Raw genomic sequence first — 16,074 nt, 5'->3', positions numbered from 1 at the left:
TGATCCGGTGCTCTATGGTGAAGCCGTACGGCGCGGTCGCCGCGAACGCTTGTCCCAGGCGGTCCGGTGCCCGCGCGTGGAGGCTGCAACCCAGGAGGGACGGAAGCCGTGGAGGTCAAGATCGGCGTGCAGAACGCGCCGCGCGAGATCGTGATCGAGAGCTCGCAGACTGCCGATGAGGTCGAGAGCGCGGTCGCCAAGGCGCTGGAGGGCACCTCGAAGCTCTTCTCGCTGACCGACGAGCACGGCCGCCGCGTCATCGTTCCGGCCGAGCGCCTGGCGTACGTGGAGATCGGCGAGCAGGCCGCCCGCAAGGTCGGTTTCGGCACCATCTGAGCTGTTCACCCGGTGCCCCGTTCCCGTCAGGGAGCGGGGCACCGTCGCGTGTACGGCCGGGTGGGCCGGGGTACGGCGACAGTGCGGCCGCGGGGCCGCGCCGGCCCCCGGGGAGGCAGTAGTGCTGGTCCAGTCGATCGCCTTCGCACTCGTCGGCCTGGTCGTGGGGCTGACGGCGCTGCTGGCACTGCCGACGTACTACCGCGCGCCGCGCGGGCTGACCCTCGGCACCGCGCTGGCGGCGGCGCTGGTCGGCGGGGCCGTCGCGCACTTCTCACTGGACGGGCACTACCCGGCGGGGGCGATCGCGGCCTCGGCGGCCGCCTCGACGGCGCTCACCTCGCTGCTGGCCCGGCCCGACCTGGCCGCCGGGCGGGCCCCGGCGCACCGGCACCACCCGCACCGGGCCGGCGCCCACCGCGCCGCGCGGCGGCACCGGCCGGCGTAGCGCCGTCGGTCAGGAGGCCGGGCCCGGGTTCAGGAGGCCAGGCCCAGGGCGGCCATCCGCTTGGTGTGCGCCTCGGTGATCCGGTTGAACATCTTGCCGACCTCGACCAGGTCGAAGCCCTGCACCTGGCCGCCGACCAGCAGGTTGGACAGCGCGTCGCGCTCGGCGACGACCCGCTGCGCCTGGCTGAGCGCCTCGCCCATCAGCCGTCGGCCCCACAGCGCCAGCCGGCCGCCGGCCCGCGGGTCCGCCTCGATCGCCTGGCGCACCTTGTCGACCGCGAACTGGGCGTGGCCGGTGTCGGACATGGCACCGAGGACCAGCTCGCGGGTGTCGTCGTCGAGCCGGACGGCCACCTCGCGGTAGAAGTCGGTCGCGATGGCGTCGCCGACGTAGGCCTTGACCAGGCCCTCCAGCCAGTCCGAGGGCGCGGTCATCCGGTGGAACAGCTCCAGCGGCTCGACGAAGGGGCGCATCGCCTCCTGCGGGTCGGCGCCGACCTCGGCGAGCCGGTCGTGCAGCCGCTGGTAGTGCTGGAACTCGGCGCAGGCCATCCGGGCCAGCGCCGCCTTGTCGGCGAGGTCCGGGGCCAGCTTGGCGTCCTCGGCGAGCCGCTCGAAGGCGCTCAGCTCGCCGTACGCGAGCGCGCCGAGCAGGTCCAGCACCGCCGCGCGGTAGCCGGGGTCGGCCGAGCACTCGGCCCAGTCCCCGATCGAACGGGCGGCGGCGTCCTGCGTCTCACCATGGGTCTCCATGACCTGTCACCTTAGTCCCGCCCGGCGGGCCGCCCCACCCGGACCGGCCGCCGGTCGGCGCACCCGGGTGACCACCCCGATCCGCGCGTTCGACACCTGTCGCCAGGGGCAATGTCAGACGCGTCACGTGTTCGAGTCGTCGCCTGACTGTATGGTGGTACGGAGCCCCGTCGTGCTCGCACGGTGTCACCGCCGTCTCGGTGCCCCGCGCAAGCCCGCTCCCTAGCGGCGCCGTCCACCCGGACGTGTCCGCACCGGAGGCACGGGTACTCACGTACGCGGATGCCCGGTCGGAGAGCCGATCGGCTCCGACCATGGCTTGGACTTCAAGCCTTGGCACCGCATCAGTGGCCGAGCGAGGGCCGCCGAGACCACGCCCCCTGGCGGAGGTCCCGCGCAGGTCCCTCACGGGAATCCTCCCCGACGCCGCCGGCGACGCGCCCCGTACCGGGCAGCGCGCACCGGCCGGCCGCAGGGACCGGCGCGGTTGTGCGTCCGCGCAGCTGTAATCAGGCCGCCCAGGCCCGTACGCAGCCGCGCGGCTGCCCGCCCGCCGCTCGCTCTCGGCCCCTCCACACGGAAGAGGCAGCACCCTGTCCACCACCGCTGAACCCACCAAGACGACGTTCCGGGACCTGGGGATCCTCCCGGAGACCGCCGAGGCCCTGGAGGCCGTCGGCATCGTCCACCCCTTCCCCATCCAGGAGATGACCCTGCCGGTCGCGCTGACCGGCCACGACGTCATCGGCCAGGCCAAGACCGGCACCGGCAAGACCCTCGGCTTCGGCCTCCCGCTGATCGAGCGGGTCGTCGTGCGCGCCGACGTGGACGCCGGCCGGGCCACCGAGGAGCAGCTCTCCGACTCCCCGCAGGCGCTGATCGTCGTCCCGACCCGCGAGCTCTGCACCCAGGTCACCAACGACCTGCAGACCGCCGGCAAGGTCCGCGACGTCCGCGTCCTCGCCGTCTACGGCGGCCGGGCGTACGAGCCGCAGGTCGAGGCACTCGCCAAGGGCGTCGACATCGTGGTCGGCACCCCGGGCCGCCTGCTGGACCTGGCCGGGCAGAAGAAGCTGAACCTGTCCAAGGTCCGCGCGCTGGTCCTCGACGAGGCCGACGAGATGCTCGACCTGGGCTTCCTGCCCGACGTCGAGAAGATCATCACCATGCTGCCGGCCAAGCGGCAGACCCTGCTGTTCTCGGCCACCATGCCGGGCCAGGTGATCAGCCTCGCCCGCCGGTACATGAGCCAGCCGACGCACATCCGGGCGGCCGCCCCGGACGACACCGGCGCGACCGTCGCCAACATCGAGCAGCACATCTTCCGTGCGCACTCGCTGGACAAGGTCGAGATGGTCTCGCGCATCCTTCAGGCCGAGGGCCGCGGGCTGGCGATGATCTTCTGCCGGACCAAGCGCACCGCCGCCGACGTCTCCGACCAGCTGACCCAGCGCGGCTTCGCGGCCGGCGCCGTCCACGGCGACCTCGGCCAGGGCGCCCGTGAGCAGGCGCTGCGGGCGTTCCGCAACGGCAAGGTCGACGTGCTCGTCTGCACCGACGTCGCCGCCCGCGGCATCGACGTCGAGGGCGTCACGCACGTGATCAACTACCAGTGCCCGGAGGACGAGAAGACCTACCTGCACCGGATCGGCCGCACCGGCCGGGCCGGCGCCTCGGGCACCGCCGTCACCCTGGTCGACTGGGACGACATCCCGCGCTGGCAGCTGATCAACAAGGCGCTGGACCTGTCGTTCAACGACCCGGAGGAGACCTACTCCACCTCGCCGCACCTGTACGAGCTGCTGAAGATCGCGCCGGGCACCAAGGGCATCCTGCCCCGCTCGGAGCGGACCCGGGCCGGGCTCGGCGCGGAGGAGGTCGAGGACCTCGGCGAGACCGGCGGGCGCGGTGCGCGCTCCGGCAAGGGCCGGGGCGGGCGGAGCGGCTCCGGCCGCTCCGGTGCCGCCGAGGCCGCGGTGGCGACCGAGGAGAAGCCGCGCCGCACCCGTGAGCGCCGCCGCACCCGGCGGGGCTCCGTGGTGGCGGGCGAGGAGGCCGGGCAGGGCTCGGCCGAGGCCGTCGAGGTCGACGCCACGGCGGCTCCGGCCGTCGAGGGTGCCGAGGGCGAGGCCGCGCCGCGTCGTCGCCGCCGCCGTTCGCGCGGTGGCGCCGCCGCCGAGGCCGGCGCCGCGGTGACCGAGGCGACCGAGGCGACCGTCGAGGTGGCCGAGGCCCCGGCCGCCGAGGCCGCCGTCGCGGTCGAGGAGAAGCCGCGCCGGACCCGGACCCGCAAGCCGAAGGCGGAGGCCGCTGAGGTGGTCGAGGCCACCGAGGCCCCGGCCGCCGAGGCCGCCGTCGCGGTCGAGGAGAAGCCGCGCCGGACCCGGACCCGCAAGCCGAAGGCCGAGGCCGCTGAGGTGGTCGAGGCCACCGAGGCCCCGGCCGCCGAGGCCGTCGCCGAGGTCCCGGCCCCGCGCCGCCGCACCCGCGCCCGCAAGGCCGTCGCGGCCCCGGAGGCCACCCCGGAGAGCTGATCCGTCACGCCCCGGAGGGGGCGGGCCGAGCCCCTGGTGGCCCGGCTCGCCCCCTCCGGCGTGTCCGGCAAGATCCGGCGGACAGGCCCTAGGCTCGGGGCATGAGTACGCCGCCGTTCCTCACCCTTCCCCGCTGCGCCCGGGCGCTGCGACTGCCGACCGCCCGCGGGGGGTTCGCGGCGCTGCGGGCCGAGCCGGACGGACCGGTGCGCGGTTCGGCGCTGCTGGTGCCCGGGTTCACCGGCAGCAAGGAGGACTTCATCGCGCTGCTGGAGCCGCTGGCGGCGGCCGGCTACCGGGTGACCGCCGTCGACCAGCGCGGCCAGTACGAGACCGGCGGCCCGGACGACCCGGCCGCGTACGCGGTCGAGGCGCTGGGCGCGGACGTGCGGGCGCTGTGCGAGGCGCTGGCCGCGGACAACGGCCCGGTGCACCTGCTCGGGCACTCCTTCGGCGGCCAGGTGGTCCGCGAGGCGGTGCTGGCCGGGGCGGGGCCGTGGCGCTCGCTGACCCTGATGTCCACCGGGCCGGGCGCGATCGACCCGGCCGAGGCGGCCCGCACCAAGCTGCTGCTGGACGCGCTCCCGGTCCTGAGCCTGGAGGAGATCTGGCAGATCATGCGGCAGATGGAGGAGGGCTCCGGGGACCAGAAGCAGCGCCCGACGCCGGAGGTGGCGGAGTTCCTGCACCGCCGCTGGGTGGCCGGCGTGCCGCGCGCGCTGGCCGTCACCGGCGGCCACCTGGTCGCCGCACCGGACCGGGTGGACGAGCTGGCCGCCGTCACCGCCAGGCTGCCCGTGCTGGTCCTCTCCGGGGTGCGGGACTACGCCTGGCCGGTACCGGAGCAGACCGCGATGGCCGAGCGTCTGGGCGCCCGCCGGGTGGTCGTCGAGGACGCCGGCCACTCCCCGGGGGCCGAGCAGCCGGCCGCCACCGCTGAGGCGCTGGCCGCGTTCTGGGGCTGACCGGCCTGGAGTGGTCTGAACCACATCTGGAAGTTCGACCGTCGTCAACACAGGACAAAATTCGTTAGTTACGGTAATCTTTGATTCTGTCCGGGAATGATTCCGGCCCCCGTGCCGGTTCGAACCATTCGAAACCTGGACTTCACGGACGGGCAACGGCCCGGTAGCACCACCACGACACCGTGGTTCACGAGGCACCAGACGCACCAGGCAAGTAGGGGGAGCCCTTGCCGCAGCAGACCGCCGCACGTACCACCCGGGTGATCCGGCCGCACCGCCGGACCCGCCGGACCCCACAGGGGCTGATACCGACTCAGCCGCAACCGCCCCGCCCGACGGGGCCAGGAAAGGAGACGCCCATGACGAAGACCATGCGCTTCGAGATCCTCCGACTGGACGACGCCAACGGATCCGCCACCGACCGCGTGATCGCCGACGCCGAAACCGTCCGCGAGCTCGTCCAGGCCGCCGCCAGCACCGGCGAACGCCTGCTCATCCGCCCGTGCCCGACCGTCTGACCCGGCGCGGCGCCTCCGACCGGGAGGCCTCACCCGCCGCCGACGAGCCGGGATCGTCCGATCCGGACGTTCCGATACCAGACTGACGCCCCGTCACCGCGATCGCCGATGACGGGGCGTCAGTGTGTTCGGGCCCGCCCCCGACGTTTGCCGCCGCCCGCCACGGGACATCCCCCAACGGGAGCCGCCCGCACCGTACTCCGCACCGCGCGCCGGCGGGCCCGCCACCGACAGGTGCCGCCGAGCCCTCCGTACGGGTGATCGTCCTTGACGCGGCGGTCCGGAGGGAGGACCGTTGTCGGCTATGAGGGGCGAGCCAAGCTGCCCGAGGTGCGCCGGTCGGGTCCGCGCCCCCGGTCTGTTCTCAGACACCTGGCAGTGCGACCGGCACGGAGCCGTGCACCCGATGCAGCCCGTGCTGCCGCCGAGCGTGGAGGCCCTGGGCGTCGCCGTCGCCCGTTCCCAGGTCCCCGTCTGGCTGCCCTGGCCGCTCCCGGTCGGCTGGCTCTACACCGGCATCGCCCACGTCGGCGACGACGTCTCCGGCGCCCGCGCCACCGCCGTCGCCTGCTCCGGCCCGGCACCGCTCGGCGGCTTCGGCGAGCTGGTGCTGGTCGCCGAGGAGCTGGGGGTCGGGCTCGGCGCCCGCTACGCCGGGCTGGCCGGGCCGGACCCGGGCGACTCCGTCGGCCTCTACAAGCCCGCCGACGCCAAGCTGATGGCCGCCGGCCGGCCCACCCCGATGTTCCACGTCCCGGACGCCCCGGCCGACCGCGCGGTGTTCGTCGGTGAGGCCCGCGGCCTCTGGCTCTGGGCGATCGCCTGGCCCGAGCAGTCCGCCCTGGTGATGTACGACGAGCTGGTGCTCACCGACCTGCGCGAGGCCGGCGCCGAGCTGGACCTGCTGCCCTGCGGGGCGCTCTCCCCCCGGCTGCTCGGCTAGCACCACGCTTTTCGGGCCTGGCCTATCCTGGGCGGCACCCACGAGCCCCCAGGGAGTCCGATCCGTGCGCATCGACCTGCACGCCCACAGCAACGCGTCCGACGGCACCGACAGCCCGGCCGAGCTGGTCGCGGCGGCGGTGGCCGCGGGCCTCGACGTCGTGGCGCTCACCGACCACGACACCGTGGCGGGCCACGCCGAGGCCGCCGCGGCGGTGCGCGCGCTGCCGGCCGGCGCCCGGCTCACGGTCGTACCCGGCGCCGAGCTGTCCTGCGTGGTCGGCGGCGTCAGCATGCACCTGCTGGCGTACCTGTTCGACCCGGCCGAGCCGGCGTTCGCGGCCGAGCGGGAGCTGGTGCGCACCGACCGGTTCCGGCGCGGGCGGGCGGTCGTCGAACGCTGCCGGGAGCTCGGCGCCGACATCAGCTGGGAGCAGGTGCAGCGGATCGCCGGTGCCGGCTCGGTCGGGCGGCCGCACATCGCCAGCGCGCTGGTCGAGGCGGGCGTGGTGGCCACCGTCTCGGACGCCTTCACCGCCGACTGGCTGGCCAACGGCGGCCGGGCGGACGTCCGCAAGCACGAGACCGACCCGGTCGAGGCGGTCCGGCTGGTCCGGGCGGCCGGCGGGGTGCCGGTCTTCGCCCACCCCGGCGCGGTCAAGCGCGGGCGGACCGTCCCGGACGAGGTGATCGCCGATCTGGCGGCGGCCGGGCTGGCGGCGCTGGAGGTCGACCACACCGACCACGACGAGCCCACCCGGGCCCGGCTGCGCGGATTGGCCGCCGACCTCGGGCTGCTGGTCACCGGCTCCAGCGACTACCACGGCGACCGCAAGACCGTCCGGCTCGGCGAGCACACCACCGACCCGGCGGTGTACGAAGCGCTGCTGGCGCAGGCCACCGGCGCCAAGCCGATCGAGGGCTGAGACCGCACCGGCGCGTCCGAGGCGGCACGAGGCCGCACGATCGTCCGCACGCGGGCGCACCGGCGCGCCCGGCGGGCGTGCGGCCGGGCCGTACGCCTGGGCAGGTCGCCGGGACGTCCGCGGGCCGACGAGGGGGCCGAGCCGCCGTCAGTCCAGCCTGACCCCGCGCCGGTCCGGGTCGCGCAGGTCGGTGCCCTGGTTCAGCCAGCGCTCCTGGAGCGCGGCCGCGCCGTGCACCCGCTTCCAGCCCGCCTCGTTCGGCGTCATCGGCAGCAGCGGCAGGAAGCGGACCGGGTCGGCCGGCTCGTCCAGGTCGAGGTCCGGCACCAGACCGCCCGGTTCGGCGGCCAGCACGGAGGTGAAGGGCGCGCCCTCCCAGAGCGGGGCGCCCAGGTCCAGCGAGCCGCCGGGAGCCACCACCAGGCCCTCCACCTGCGGCGTCGCGGCGAAGGTGGCCAGGCTGCGCAGCACGCCGTCGCGCCCGCCGCGGACGGTGAGCACCAGTTCGACGCGCGGGCCGCGCACCTGGTCGGCGACCAGCGCGGTCGGGTCGGCCATCGGCGCGGCGGACATGCCGAGCGTCGCGTAGCGGACCAGGCCCTCGGTGTCCGGGCCGAAGCGCAGCACCTCGATCCGGTCGGTGCCGAGGAAGGTGACCGCGGCGCGGCCGCTCGGCTCGCCGAAGGTGGAGATCAGCCGGGCCTCGACGGCGGCCAGCACCGCCTCCCGGGAGAGCTCCGGGGAGCTGCCGCCGTGGGGTTCGCCGAAGAGCGGGAAGTCGTGCGCCATGCCGGTGAGCGTAACCCGCGGGGACGCGGGGGCCGCGTGCGGAGGGGCTTGGCAAAGCCTCGGAAAACCCCCCGGCACCGATGACCGGTCAGATGTTAGGGTGAGCGACTGGCCACCGGTAATGCTTCCGTTCCCGGGGCGACGGCTTGAAGGAGGTGGTTGCGGTGGATACCGGCCGACCATGCAGTACCGGCAGCTCTACCCGGCCCGGACTCCTTCCCCGTACCCCTCGTCAGGCACGCCGAACCCACTGATTCGGCGGCGGTAGCCGAGGCGGCCCAGGCGGACGGACCGGTCCGGGAGAGCACCTTCATCCCCCCTTCACCGGTGTTCCTCGCCGTCGCACCACGGCCACCCGTCGCCTCCCCGGCCCCGCCCGGAGAGACCCCCGCGCCGCCGTGCGGCGGCTCCTGCCCCAGGGAGCCTGCCATGTCGATGATCAACAGCCTGCGTGCCGCCGTCCGCACCAACCGCCGTCGCACCACGGTCGGGCGCTACGACGCCGTCCCGGCGGGCGCCGAGTCGGCGGTGGTGGACTGCGCGGTCTACCAGCACGGCAAGCGCAAGGGCGAGACCTGTAGCCCGCGCGAGGCCGCCCGCCGGGTCAAGGCCGCGCACCAACTCGCCGACGGTGCAGGATCGTTCAGCTGGATCGGACTGCACGAGCCGACCGAGGACGAGTTCGAGGGCATCGCCCAGCGCTTCGGCCTGCACCCGCTCGCGGTCGAGGACGCGGTGCACGCCCACCAGCGGCCCAAGGTCGAGCGCTACGACGACGTGCTGTTCGCCGTCTTCAAGACCATCCGCTACGTCGAGCACGACCAGCTCACCCCGACCAGCGAGGTGGTGGACACCGGCGAGCTGATGGTCTTCGCCGGGCGGGACTTCGTGATCACCGTCCGGCACGGCGGCCACGGCTCGCTCCAGGAGCTGCGGCACCGGCTGGAGGCCGACGCGGACGACGCCGGGCTGCTCGCCAAGGGCCCGTCCGCGGTGCTGCACGCGATCGCCGACCACGTGGTGGACAACTACCTGCTGGTCGCCGAACGGCTGCAGAACGACGTGGACGAGATCGAGTACGGGGTCTTCTCGGAGCGCGGCGCACGCAGCGCCGACGTCGGCCGGGTCTACCAACTCAAGCGCGAGGTCCTGGAGTTCAAGCGCGCCGTGGTGCCGCTGCTGCGCCCGATGCAGCAGCTGTCCGAGCCGTTGCAGCGGCTGGTCGACCCGGAGATCCAGAAGTACTTCCGGGACGTCGCCGACCACCTGGCCCGGGTCACCGAGCAGGTGCACGGCTTCGACGAGCTGCTGAACTCGCTGCTCCAGGCCAACCTGGCGCAGGTCTCGGTGGCGCAGAACGAGGACATGCGCAAGATCACCGCCTGGGCGGCGATCTTCGCCGTGCCGACCATGATCACCGGCGTGTACGGCATGAACTTCGACTACATGCCCGAGCTGCACCACGAGTACGGCTACCCGATGGTGCTCGGCGCGATCGCGCTGATCTGCGTCGGGATGTACCGGGGCTTCCGCCGCAACGGCTGGCTGTGACCGCCCGCGGCCCGGCCGCGACCTAGCGGCGGCCGCCGCGGGCGACCAGGACCAGGCCGAGCAGGATCAGCACCACCGCCGGGTAGGCGGCCACCGGGGGCCACTGGCCGAGCCAGAACGCGGCGATCAGCGCCGCGCCCGGGGTCTCCAGCAGGATCGCGGTGGAGGTGACGGACGGGCCGAGGGTGCGCACCACGCGGTTGCTCAGCGAGTGGCCGAGCAGCTGGGCGGCGACCATCAGCAGCACGATCTGCCACCACGCCCCGGCCGGCCAGCCGGACATCGGCGTCCCCGCGACCAGGCAGACCACCAGCAGGACGACCGCCGTGGTGGCGTAGCAGACCAGCGTGTACGCGGTGGTGCTGACGGTCTTGCGGACCTCGGCGCCCAGCAGCATGTACCCGGCCGCGGCCAGGCCCGCGCCCAGCGCCAGCGCATCGCCGACCAGTGCCCGCGGCGAGAGCGAGAGGTCCACGCCGGTGAGCACCAGCACGCCGGCGAAGGCCACGCACATGCCGAGCCAGACCAGGCGCGGCGCCCGGACGCCGAACAGCCGCATCAGCAGGATGGTCCACAACGGGGTGGTGGTGACCAGGGCGGTCGCCGAGGCCACCGAGGTCAGCCGCAGGCTGGGCATCCAGAGCGCGAAGTGCACCGCGAGCAGCATGCCCGCCGCCATCGCGAGCAACAACGCCCGCCGGCCGATCCCGCGCAGCTCGGCGCGGTGGCGCAGCAGCGCGTACGGGCCGAGGACCCCGACCGACATGACGTTGCGCCAGAACGCGATCGCCAGCGCGGGCGCGGCGGTGGCGCTGATCAGCGGCGCGGACAGCGAGATGCCGGCGATCGAGACGGCGAGCAGCAGCAGGTCGAGGGTGGGGAGCGGGTGCGCTGGCCGGGGGGCGGCGGTGCTGGGGGCGGGGGCGGTCGCGGGCCGGGCGGCGGGCACGGCGCTCCTCTGCAGGTGGGCGTGGCTGGGGCGGCTCCTACCGTAAGGCCCGTGGTGCTGTGATGGCACTGTCGCCCGACGGGTGAGACTTCCCGTGGACGGGCGAGGCCGTACGCTGTCCGCCATGGACCGTACGCCTGCCGCCGCGACCGCCGACGACTTCCTCGACCAGGCCCTGCTGGAGGAGGCCGCGAAGAAGTCCGGCCTGCTCTGGGTGCGCGCGGACGGCGAGGCGCAGGCCCGCCCGCTCTGGCACGCCTGGTACGACGGCGCGGTGGTCGTGGTCGGTGACGGCGGCGAGCAGCCGCTGCACGGCCTGGCCCCCGGCTCCGGCGCCGTCGTGACCGTCCGCAGCAAGGACAAGGGCGGCCGGCTGACCGGCTGGGCGGCGGCCGTCTCCGAGCTCGCCCCGAACAGCGACGCCTGGCTGGGCGCCGTCGAGGAGCTCAAGGGCAAGCGGCTGAACGCGCCCGACACCGACACCATCGCCGACCGTTGGGCCCGCGAGTGCCGGGTGCTGCGCCTGGCGCCGGTCGGCGCGCTGGGCGAGCGACCGGGCGCCATGCCGGACGGTTCGCACGCCGCCGAGCCGATGCCCACCCCGGCCACCACCCGCCGCCCGATCCCCGCCGGCCTGCCCAGACTGCTGTTCAAGCGCCGCTGAAACTTCACGCCCGGGACGCCCGGGGCGGGTACCGTGCCTCGCCGGGCCGGGTCCGCGACGCGCGGGTAGCCTTGGCCGCGGGCGCTCAGGCGTACCCGCGCACGGCGTCGAGCGAGTCGAGGGAGTTCATGGCAGGGGCAGGCACCCGGGTCTTCATCTCCCATCTCTCCGCCCTCGCGGTGTTCGACCCCAACGGCGACCAGGTCGGCCGGGTCCGGGACGTCGTCGTCTCGCTGCGGATCGGCGGCCGCCCGCCGCGCGTGCTGGGCCTGGTGGTCGAGGTGGTCGGCCGGCGCCGGATCTTCCTGCCGATGACCCGGGTGACCAGCCTGGAGTCCGGCCAGGTGCTCACCACCGGTGTGATCAACCTGCGCCGCTTCGAACAGCGGCCGTCCGAGACGCTCGTCCTGGCCGAGCTGCTGGACCGCACCGTCACCTGGATCAAGACCGGTGAGGAGGTCACCGTCCTGGACGTCGGGATGGTGCAGACCCGGCTGCGCGAGTGGGAGATCAGCAAGGTCTTCGTCCAGGTCGGCCGGGCCGGCCGGCTGCGCAAGGCCAAGGGCGAGCGGCTCACCCTGGACTGGCAGGACGCCACCGGCTTCGCGCTGCCCGAGCAGGACCAGGGCGCCGCCAACCTGCTCGCCACCTTCGAGCAGCTGCGCGCCGCCGACCTGGCCAGCGTGATGCACCACCTGTCCGCCAAGCGGCGCGCCGAGGTGGCCGCCGCCCTCGACGACGAGCGCCTCGCCGACGTGCTGGAGGAGCTGCCCGAGGACGACCAGGTCGAGATCCTCGGCAAGCTCAAGGACGAGCGCGCCGCCGACATCCTGGAGGCGATGGATCCGGACGACGCCGCCGACCTGCTCTCCGAGCTGCCCGGCGAGGAGGCCGAGCGACTGCTCCAGCTGATGGAGCCCGACGAGGCCGAGCCGGTGCGCCGCCTGCTGTCGTACGGGGAGAACACCGCCGGCGGCCTGATGACCACCGAGCCGATCGTGCTGGAGCCGGACGCCACCGTCGCCGAGGCGCTGGCCCTGGTCCGGATCTCCGACCACAAGCCCGCGCTCGCCGCGCAGGTGTACGTCTGCCGCCCGCCGAACGAGACCCCGACCGGCAAGTACCTGGGCACCGTGCACTTCCAGCGGCTGCTGCGCGAGCCCCCGTACGTCCTGGTCGGCTCGCTGGTCGACGACGACCTGGACCCGTTGCCGCCGGACACCCCGCTGTCGCTGATCACCAGTTACCTGGCGACGTACAACCTGGTCTGCGCGCCGGTCGTCGACGAGGCCGACCACCTGGTCGGGGCGGTGACCGTCGACGACGTGCTCGACCACCTGCTGCCCGAGGACTGGCGCGAGGCCGCGCTGCACGGACTGGGCGACGAGGAGAGAGACGAGGAGAGAGAGGTGACCGGTGGACGCTGACCGCAAGGGCCGCCGCGACGAGTCCCCCCGCCAGCGCCTCCAGGGAGAGCTGCGGCAGCTGCGCGAGCGGCGCAGCCGCGAGGGCGCCCGCGAGCGCCGGCCCGAGACCGTCACGGCCACCGGCCCGGCCCGGGTCCGGCTCGACCAGCCGCGCACCGCCCGGCCCGGCCTGCTCACGCTGCCCACCTACGACCCGGAGGCCTTCGGCAAGCTCTCCGAGCGGATCGCCCGCTTCCTCGGCACCGGGCGGTTCATCGTCTGGATGACGGTGGTGATCGTCATCTGGGTGGCCTGGAACACCCTGCTGCCGGACGCCGCCCGCTTCGACAGCTACCCGTTCATCTTCCTCACCCTGGTGCTGTCCCTCCAGGCCTCGTACGCGGCCCCGCTGATCCTGCTGGCGCAGAACCGCCAGGACAACCGGGACCGGGTCAACATGGAGCAGGACCGGGCCCGCAGCGACCGCAACATCGCCGACACCGAGTACCTGACCCGCGAGGTGGCCGCGCTGCGGCACGGGCTCGGCGAGGTCGCCACCCGTGACTTCATCCGGTCCGAACTGCAGTCGCTGCTCAAGGAGATCGACGAACGCCGGGGCGCCCCCGAGGTGCTGTGACCGGCGGCACGCTACCGACGGGTTAAGCGGTTCGCCCGGCGCCGTACCATCAAGGCATGGCCAACGAGACAGAGGTCGCGGCCGGCGTCACGGAGGAGTCCGTACGCCAGGCGCTGGCGACCGTCAACGACCCGGAGATCAACCGCCCGATCACCGAGATCGGCATGGTGAAATCGGTCGAGATCGCCGAGGGCGGCGCGGTGCGCGTCGCGGTCTACCTGACCGTCTCCGGCTGTCCGATGCGCGACACCATCGTCACCCGGGTCCGCGAAGCGGTCGGCCGGGTGCCCGGGGTGACCGGCGTCGAGGTCGAGCTCGACGTGATGAGCGACGAGCAGCGCAAGGAGCTGTCCCAGCTGCTGCGCGGCGGCGCCCCCGAGCGGGAGATCCCGTTCGCGAAGCCCGGTTCGCTGACCCGGGTCTACGCCGTCGCCTCCGGCAAGGGCGGCGTCGGCAAGTCCTCGGTGACGGTCAACCTGGCCGCCGCGATGGCCGCGGACGGCCTGAAGGTCGCCGTGGTGGACGCCGACATCTACGGCCACAGCGTGCCGCGGATGCTGGGCGTCGACGGCCGGCCCACCCAGGTCCAGGACATGATCATGCCGCCGCAGGCGAACGGCGTGAAGGTCATCTCGATCGGCATGTTCACCCCCGGCAACGCCCCGGTGGTCTGGCGCGGCCCGATGCTGCACCGCGCGCTCCAGCAGTTCCTCGCCGACGTCTGGTGGGGCGACCTGGACGTGCTGCTGCTGGACCTGCCGCCCGGCACCGGCGACATCGCCATCTCGGTGGCCCAGCTGATCCCCAACGCGGAGATCCTGATCGTCACCACCCCGCAGATGGCCGCCGCCGAGGTGGCCGAGCGGGCCGGCACCATCGCGGTGCAGACCCACCAGAAGATCGTCGGCGTGATCGAGAACATGTCCGGCATGCCGTGCCCGCACTGCGACGAGATGATCGACGTCTTCGGCACCGGCGGCGGCCAGACCGTCGCGGACGCGCTCACCCGCACCGTCGGCGCGACCGTCCCGGTGCTCGGCTCGATCCCGATCGACGTGCGGCTGCGTGAGGGCGGCGACGACGGCCGCCCGGTCGTGCTCGCCGCCCCCGACTCCCCGGCCGGCGCCGCCCTGCGCGCCGTCGCCGGCAAGCTCGGCGGCCGCAAGCGCGGCCTCTCGGGGATGTCCCTCGGCCTGACGCCGAAGAACAAGTTCTGACGCGACGTCACCTTCTGTCGCCGAAGGGGCCTGGTGGCCGAACCACCGGGCCCCTTCGGCGTGTTCGCTACGGGCGGGTGTAGGCGGTGAGGTCGGGGACGGTGGCGAAGCCGGTGCCGTAGGCGCTGACGCCGCGGCCGTAGGCGCCGAGCAGGACGCCGGGGGCCTCGCCGGCGAGCACCCAGCCGTACTCGGACTCGCGGTAGCGGAAGGGCTGCGGCAGGCCGTTGACCGGGAGGCTGAGGGTGGACCAGCCGGGGCCGGACAGGTCGTCGGCGAGGTCCCAGGCGAGGGCGCTCTGCTGGTCCAGCCAGTCCTGGCGCAGCGCGCGGTCCAGCTGGCCGGGCCAGGTCGCGGCGAGCAGCCCGGAGCCGGCCAGCCAGGCGGCGGAGGAGGCGGAGGTCGCCTCCAGGGTGCCGGTGTTGTCGGCGCTGCGGCGGCTGTCCCGGCGGGCGACGGTGACCACGACGGCGAACCGGCGCATGTCGCGCGGCTCGTACTGTCTGGCGGGCTCCTCGCCGTGGCCGAGGGAGCCGTAGTCGACGCTGCCGGCCGCCGCGCGGGGCCCGCCCGCGCCGGCCTGCATCAGGTAGCGGCGGCCGGTCCAGCCCTCGTCCAGGCCGTACCAGGGGAAGTCGGCCGACAGGTACGGCACCAGCGGGTCCGCGGGTCCGGGCTGTCCGCCGACCACCGGGCCACCGGCCGTGGCCGTCCCCACCGCCTGACTCGTCGCGTCCATCCCCGGGCCTCCTCAACCGCGTGTGCGCCTGCCGTGGCGCGCTCCCATCGTGGCGTACCGCGGCGCTCCCGGGGGCCGTTCTCGATCCGCGACGACGCGGAATGTGACGGACGGCTCACCGGGAACAATCAGCACAATAGCGGCGCACAGGCCGCCGCCCCGCTCAGCCGGGCGGCCGGGCGGGGCGGTGGTGTCGCCGCGGGAGCGGAACCGTCAGGTGGCGTCGGGGTCGAACGGGGGACGCTCGCCGGGCTGGAGCGGTGCGCCGGTGGAGGCGGCCGCCGGGGCGGCGGGCTTGTCGAAGCTGACGCCGCCGGGCCGGCCGTTCACCGCGGCGGCGGGCTTGTCGTCCAGGACGGACCGGATGTCCAGCGAGTCCTTCATGTCCTTGAGGCCCAGCGGGTCCTCCTCGCCGCCCATCAGCTGCTTGCGGACGAAGGTCTTGGGGTTGAGGTCCTCGAACTCGAAGTCCTGGAACTCGGGGCCCAGCTCGCTGCGGATGTCCTGCTTCGCGTTGTCGGCGAAGGAGCGGACCTTCCGGATGAAGCCCATGGTGTCCTGGATCAGCTTCGGCAGCTTGTCGGGGCCGAAGATGATGATCGCCATCACGACCAGGGTCAGGATCTCCAGCCCGCCTACATCGCTGAACACCAAAGCTCCCTAGCTCGCCGGACGACGTTCCTACAGGGTAATGGCCA

General features: G+C 74.1%; 17 protein-coding genes. 12 read left to right on the top strand and 5 right to left on the bottom strand.

All coding sequences use genetic code 11. From position 1 onward, the window contains the following. The first annotated feature begins 108 nt into the window (after positions 1 to 108). A complete protein-coding gene (locus ABTY15_RS16145) occupies positions 109 to 336 on the top strand; it encodes a DUF3107 domain-containing protein (RefSeq protein WP_350587467.1) in 228 nt (75 codons plus the stop codon). A 121-nt stretch (positions 337 to 457) separates the two neighbouring features. Then, the gene (locus tag ABTY15_RS16140) at positions 458 to 784 is read left to right on the top strand and encodes a hypothetical protein (protein ID WP_350587466.1); all 327 of its coding nucleotides are present in this window, start codon (positions 458 to 460) and stop codon (positions 782 to 784) included. A gap of 29 nt (positions 785 to 813) precedes the next feature. Here the strand turns inward: ABTY15_RS16140 and ABTY15_RS16135 are convergent, their stop codons facing one another. Then, on the bottom strand, positions 814 to 1,539 hold the full coding sequence (locus tag ABTY15_RS16135; RefSeq protein WP_350587465.1) for a ferritin-like fold-containing protein: 726 nt from the start codon (positions 1,537 to 1,539) through the stop codon (positions 814 to 816). 707 nt (positions 1,540 to 2,246) lie between these two features. Between ABTY15_RS16135 and ABTY15_RS16130 the strand changes: the two genes are divergently transcribed. From ABTY15_RS16130 to ABTY15_RS16110, 5 genes are all read left to right on the top strand, one after another. Continuing rightward, the gene (locus ABTY15_RS16130) at positions 2,247 to 4,073 is read left to right on the top strand and encodes a DEAD/DEAH box helicase (RefSeq protein WP_350587464.1); all 1,827 of its coding nucleotides are present in this window, start codon (positions 2,247 to 2,249) and stop codon (positions 4,071 to 4,073) included. A 101-nt stretch (positions 4,074 to 4,174) separates the two neighbouring features. Continuing rightward, complete coding sequence (locus tag ABTY15_RS16125; RefSeq protein ID WP_350587463.1) at positions 4,175 to 5,038, top strand: alpha/beta fold hydrolase; 864 nt, start codon at positions 4,175 to 4,177, stop codon at positions 5,036 to 5,038. Between the two features lie 371 nt (positions 5,039 to 5,409). Then, the gene (locus tag ABTY15_RS16120) at positions 5,410 to 5,556 is read left to right on the top strand and encodes a DUF8834 family protein (RefSeq protein WP_502893514.1); all 147 of its coding nucleotides are present in this window, start codon (positions 5,410 to 5,412) and stop codon (positions 5,554 to 5,556) included. A 304-nt stretch (positions 5,557 to 5,860) separates the two neighbouring features. Then, positions 5,861 to 6,499, top strand: coding sequence for a DUF6758 family protein (locus tag ABTY15_RS16115; RefSeq protein ID WP_350587462.1), 639 nt, complete (start codon positions 5,861 to 5,863; stop codon positions 6,497 to 6,499). 64 nt (positions 6,500 to 6,563) lie between these two features. Then, positions 6,564 to 7,424, top strand: a complete 861-nt coding sequence (locus ABTY15_RS16110; RefSeq protein ID WP_350587461.1) for a PHP domain-containing protein — start codon at positions 6,564 to 6,566, stop codon at positions 7,422 to 7,424. Positions 7,425 to 7,571: 147 nt separating this feature from the next. Here the strand turns inward: ABTY15_RS16110 and ABTY15_RS16105 are convergent, their stop codons facing one another. Further along, positions 7,572 to 8,213, bottom strand: a complete 642-nt coding sequence (locus tag ABTY15_RS16105) for a suppressor of fused domain protein (protein ID WP_350587460.1) — start codon at positions 8,211 to 8,213, stop codon at positions 7,572 to 7,574. A gap of 429 nt (positions 8,214 to 8,642) precedes the next feature. On the opposite strand from ABTY15_RS16105, the gene corA reads away from it, so the two are divergent. Next, a complete protein-coding gene (corA, locus tag ABTY15_RS16100) occupies positions 8,643 to 9,764 on the top strand; it encodes a magnesium/cobalt transporter CorA (RefSeq protein WP_350587459.1) in 1,122 nt (373 codons plus the stop codon). Positions 9,765 to 9,786: 22 nt separating this feature from the next. Here the strand turns inward: corA and ABTY15_RS16095 are convergent, their stop codons facing one another. After that, a complete protein-coding gene (locus ABTY15_RS16095) occupies positions 9,787 to 10,713 on the bottom strand; it encodes a DMT family transporter (RefSeq protein WP_350587458.1) in 927 nt (308 codons plus the stop codon). A 124-nt stretch (positions 10,714 to 10,837) separates the two neighbouring features. Here ABTY15_RS16095 and ABTY15_RS16090 point away from each other — a divergent pair, with 124 nt between their 5' ends. From ABTY15_RS16090 to ABTY15_RS16075, 4 genes are all read left to right on the top strand, one after another. Beyond that, the gene (locus ABTY15_RS16090; protein ID WP_350587457.1) at positions 10,838 to 11,377 is read left to right on the top strand and encodes a hypothetical protein; all 540 of its coding nucleotides are present in this window, start codon (positions 10,838 to 10,840) and stop codon (positions 11,375 to 11,377) included. 128 nt (positions 11,378 to 11,505) lie between these two features. Continuing rightward, positions 11,506 to 12,804, top strand: a complete 1,299-nt coding sequence (locus ABTY15_RS16085) for a magnesium transporter MgtE N-terminal domain-containing protein (protein WP_350587456.1) — start codon at positions 11,506 to 11,508, stop codon at positions 12,802 to 12,804. A 49-nt stretch (positions 12,805 to 12,853) separates the two neighbouring features. Continuing rightward, positions 12,854 to 13,420, top strand: coding sequence for a DUF1003 domain-containing protein (locus tag ABTY15_RS16080; RefSeq protein WP_350587537.1), 567 nt, complete (start codon positions 12,854 to 12,856; stop codon positions 13,418 to 13,420). Positions 13,421 to 13,476: 56 nt separating this feature from the next. After that, on the top strand, positions 13,477 to 14,637 hold the full coding sequence (locus ABTY15_RS16075; RefSeq protein WP_350587455.1) for an Mrp/NBP35 family ATP-binding protein: 1,161 nt from the start codon (positions 13,477 to 13,479) through the stop codon (positions 14,635 to 14,637). Positions 14,638 to 14,704: 67 nt separating this feature from the next. On the opposite strand, the gene ABTY15_RS16070 is transcribed toward ABTY15_RS16075, so the two are convergent. Then, complete coding sequence (locus ABTY15_RS16070) at positions 14,705 to 15,376, bottom strand: hypothetical protein (RefSeq protein WP_350587454.1); 672 nt, start codon at positions 15,374 to 15,376, stop codon at positions 14,705 to 14,707. Positions 15,377 to 15,589: 213 nt separating this feature from the next. Beyond that, positions 15,590 to 16,027 (bottom strand): sec-independent translocase, encoded by a 438-nt coding sequence (locus ABTY15_RS16065; protein WP_350587453.1) that lies wholly within the window; start codon positions 16,025 to 16,027, stop codon positions 15,590 to 15,592. Between the last annotated feature and the right edge of the window lie 47 nt (positions 16,028 to 16,074).

This window comes from Kitasatospora sp. NPDC097643 (assembly GCF_040302625.1).
Lineage (GTDB): Bacteria > Actinomycetota > Actinomycetes > Streptomycetales > Streptomycetaceae > Kitasatospora.
Note: the sequence above shows the minus strand (reverse complement) of the source record. Positions and strands in the feature narration are given on the sequence as shown.

Excerpts from the sequence above, each read along its gene's own strand:
- ABTY15_RS16135 (WP_350587465.1), bottom strand. The coding sequence starts at position 1,539 with ATGGAGACCCATGGTGAGACGCAGGACGCCGCCGCCCGTTCGATCGGG.
- ABTY15_RS16130 (WP_350587464.1), top strand. The coding sequence starts at position 2,247 with ATGACCCTGCCGGTCGCGCTGACCGGCCACGACGTCATCGGCCAGGCC.
- ABTY15_RS16125 (WP_350587463.1), top strand. The coding sequence starts at position 4,175 with ATGAGTACGCCGCCGTTCCTCACCCTTCCCCGCTGCGCCCGGGCGCTG.
- ABTY15_RS16120 (WP_502893514.1), top strand. The coding sequence starts at position 5,410 with ATGCGCTTCGAGATCCTCCGACTGGACGACGCCAACGGATCCGCCACC.
- ABTY15_RS16115 (WP_350587462.1), top strand. The coding sequence starts at position 5,861 with ATGAGGGGCGAGCCAAGCTGCCCGAGGTGCGCCGGTCGGGTCCGCGCC.
- ABTY15_RS16105 (WP_350587460.1), bottom strand. The coding sequence starts at position 8,213 with ATGGCGCACGACTTCCCGCTCTTCGGCGAACCCCACGGCGGCAGCTCC.
- corA (WP_350587459.1), top strand. The coding sequence starts at position 8,643 with ATGTCGATGATCAACAGCCTGCGTGCCGCCGTCCGCACCAACCGCCGT.
- ABTY15_RS16090 (WP_350587457.1), top strand. The coding sequence starts at position 10,838 with ATGGACCGTACGCCTGCCGCCGCGACCGCCGACGACTTCCTCGACCAG.
- ABTY15_RS16085 (WP_350587456.1), top strand. The coding sequence starts at position 11,506 with ATGGCAGGGGCAGGCACCCGGGTCTTCATCTCCCATCTCTCCGCCCTC.
- ABTY15_RS16075 (WP_350587455.1), top strand. The coding sequence starts at position 13,477 with ATGGCCAACGAGACAGAGGTCGCGGCCGGCGTCACGGAGGAGTCCGTA.
- ABTY15_RS16070 (WP_350587454.1), bottom strand. The coding sequence starts at position 15,376 with ATGGACGCGACGAGTCAGGCGGTGGGGACGGCCACGGCCGGTGGCCCG.